The organism is Algoriphagus aquaeductus (assembly GCF_003253485.1).
Taxonomy (GTDB): Bacteria; Bacteroidota; Bacteroidia; order Cytophagales; family Cyclobacteriaceae; genus Algoriphagus; species Algoriphagus aquaeductus.
In genome coordinates this window covers 1-2224 of sequence record NZ_QKTX01000038.1, presented here as the reverse complement: position 1 = coordinate 2224, position 2224 = coordinate 1, and the positions used below count along the sequence as shown (strand labels likewise).

At 51.9% G+C, this 2224-nt stretch carries 3 protein-coding genes; all 3 read right to left on the bottom strand.

Annotation, left to right across the window (positions count from 1 at the left end):
- Positions 1–1447, bottom strand: a 1447-nt coding sequence (gene tnpC, locus CLV31_RS21640; protein WP_111395174.1) for an IS66 family transposase, incomplete at its 3' end; no start/stop codon positions are given.
- A 75-nt stretch (positions 1448–1522) separates the two neighbouring features.
- A complete protein-coding gene (gene tnpB, locus CLV31_RS21635) occupies positions 1523–1870 on the bottom strand; it encodes an IS66 family insertion sequence element accessory protein TnpB (RefSeq protein WP_111395173.1) in 348 nt (115 codons plus the stop codon).
- Positions 1870–2166, bottom strand: coding sequence for an IS66 family insertion sequence element accessory protein TnpA (gene tnpA, locus CLV31_RS21630; RefSeq protein ID WP_111395172.1), 297 nt, complete (start codon positions 2164–2166; stop codon positions 1870–1872). Before tnpA ends, tnpB begins: the two co-directional genes overlap by 1 nt.
- Between the last annotated feature and the right edge of the window lie 58 nt (positions 2167–2224).

Below are 2224 nucleotides of genomic sequence, written 5' to 3'. Positions count from 1 at the left end.
GCCATTCAAACTCATTGATGTGGTTTCTTTTGCAACTGGCCATGAAGGAGTACATGGCGGCGGTCATTTCGGCGGCGTGATGTGATCCTGCAAACAGGTAGTTCTTCCTGCCGATGGCCAGGGGTCGGACGGCGTTTTCCACCAGATTGTTGTCGATTTCCATCTGCCCGTGCAGGGTATAGGCACTCAGTCCTGCCCATCGCGTGTAGGCATAGCCGATGGCTTTGCCCATGGGACTGACCGGCCGGTAGCTGTATCGGTTTTGCTCCAGCCACTTTTCCAGTTTTTCCAGAATCGGCTCGGCATACTTTTCCCTGGCCTGAGTTCGCTGTTCCCACGTAGATTTTTCAGCTCTCAACTTTTCCTCCAGCAGATAGAGTTTCTGGATTTCGTCCAGCACATAGTTGGCCTGCTTCTCATCGTCCTTGACCGCATGGACAAAGTACCTGCGGGCATGGGCCATACAGAAAGTCAGATGGATATGGGGATGGTTTTCAAACAGGGCATGATAGACCTTGTACCCATCGGTCTGGATGATGCCTTTGAAGTCTGCCAGCATGGCTTTGGGACCGGATTGATCCCGGCCTCGGCGGTAGTCAAACAGGACCAGCCGGTCTACCGGGGCATGGTAGAGCCACATGTATCCCTGATGGATTCCGTTTGGGTGGTCCCTGTCCAGGACTTTGATCGGGCTTTCGTCTACCTGGAGGTATTTTTGGTTGAGAACGATCATTCGATGAAGCTCCCAGAGCGGTATCAGCTGTTCCCATCCGGCCATGATCCAGTCAGAGGCGGTAGAGGCAGGAACCCGGACTCCCATTCTGGTAAACTGATCCAGCTGTCTGTGGAGCGGTTTGCCGTAGACGTACTTTTCGACCGTCATGTGGGCCACTACCGATTCGGAAGGGATGCCTTTCTCAATCACCCGGTCAGGGAGTGTTCCGATCAGAATGCCTTCTCCGTTGGGTCTGGCGTACTTGGGACGGATATAGCGCTTCACGTAGAAGGAAGCGGGAATGATCTCTAATACTTCGGTGACTTCTTCTCCGATTTTCACACAGTCCTGGATAGATTCGGAAGGCTCGATGACGATCTCTTCTCTTCGGAGCTCTTCGGGAAGCGGCATACGGCCGGTGCCTTTGGCTCTTTTCTTGGGAGTCGGCTTTGCGATCACTGCGGCAGCTTGGGAAAGCTCCTCCTGCTGGGCCCGGGTGGTACCGAGTTCAAAAAGTCCGAGTTGGTTTTCGCCCGCTTGGCTGTCGCGCTTTTCACTTTTGGCTCCGAAAAGCTGTCTTAAAAACTTGTCCAGTTCAAACTTCAGGTCAGAGATGATCTCTTCTTTTCTGGTCAGTTCCTGCTCTTTACAGAGCAGCAATTCTTCCTTCTCCGACAGGGTCAACAGGGTCTCTTCGTAGAGCTTTTTGTAGTCTTTTTCCCTGTCTTCCATGATGTGAAGATAGGTGAAAAAATGCCGTTCTGAGCATAATCAAGGCACTTTTTCCGAGAAAAAGACTGTCTTTTCTCACCCTCTTTTTAAGGGGTCATAGCGCTTTCTGTAGCTCACCGATTCGAGCTTTACCCCCTGTAAAAGCAGGGTCAGCTGACTGCTTGTGATGGCGCTTCCGCTCAGTCTTGGGCGTTCAAAAGTACCTCGCTCCAGCTTCTTGACATACATGGCAAACCCGTCTCTGTCCCATTGAAGCAAGCGGATCTGATTGGACCCCTTGCCCAAAAACAAAAAAACGTCTCCGCTCATGGGATCAAAGCCCAGCCGGTTACGAACCAGACCGGCCAGGGAGTTGATCCCAAACCGCATATCGGTGGGTTCCCCATACAGAAAGTACCGGGTAACGCTCGATAAGGCCAGCATTAGACAAGCAAGGCCTTGATCCGATCGGGATCCAAGGGCCCAAAAAGCTCCACACTGATTCCGCTTGGATAGGTGATTCTGGCTACCGGGGTAGGCAAGACAGGATCAGCAACTTCGATTCTGGAAAATCCAACCGGGGAATTGGAAGCGGGAAGATCGGTTGCAAACTTCTTGCTCCAGTAGTAAAAGCTCGCCTTGGAGATGCCCTCCCGATGGCAAAATGAAGCTTTACTCAGTCCGGATTGCTGCCAATTGGTAAACAGCTCTCGATAGGTGTCATGAATAGTCTTTTCCATCCCGCAACGTTAGTCCCCATTCCATTACCCTTCAAGATGTGGTTCTTCGGATGGATAC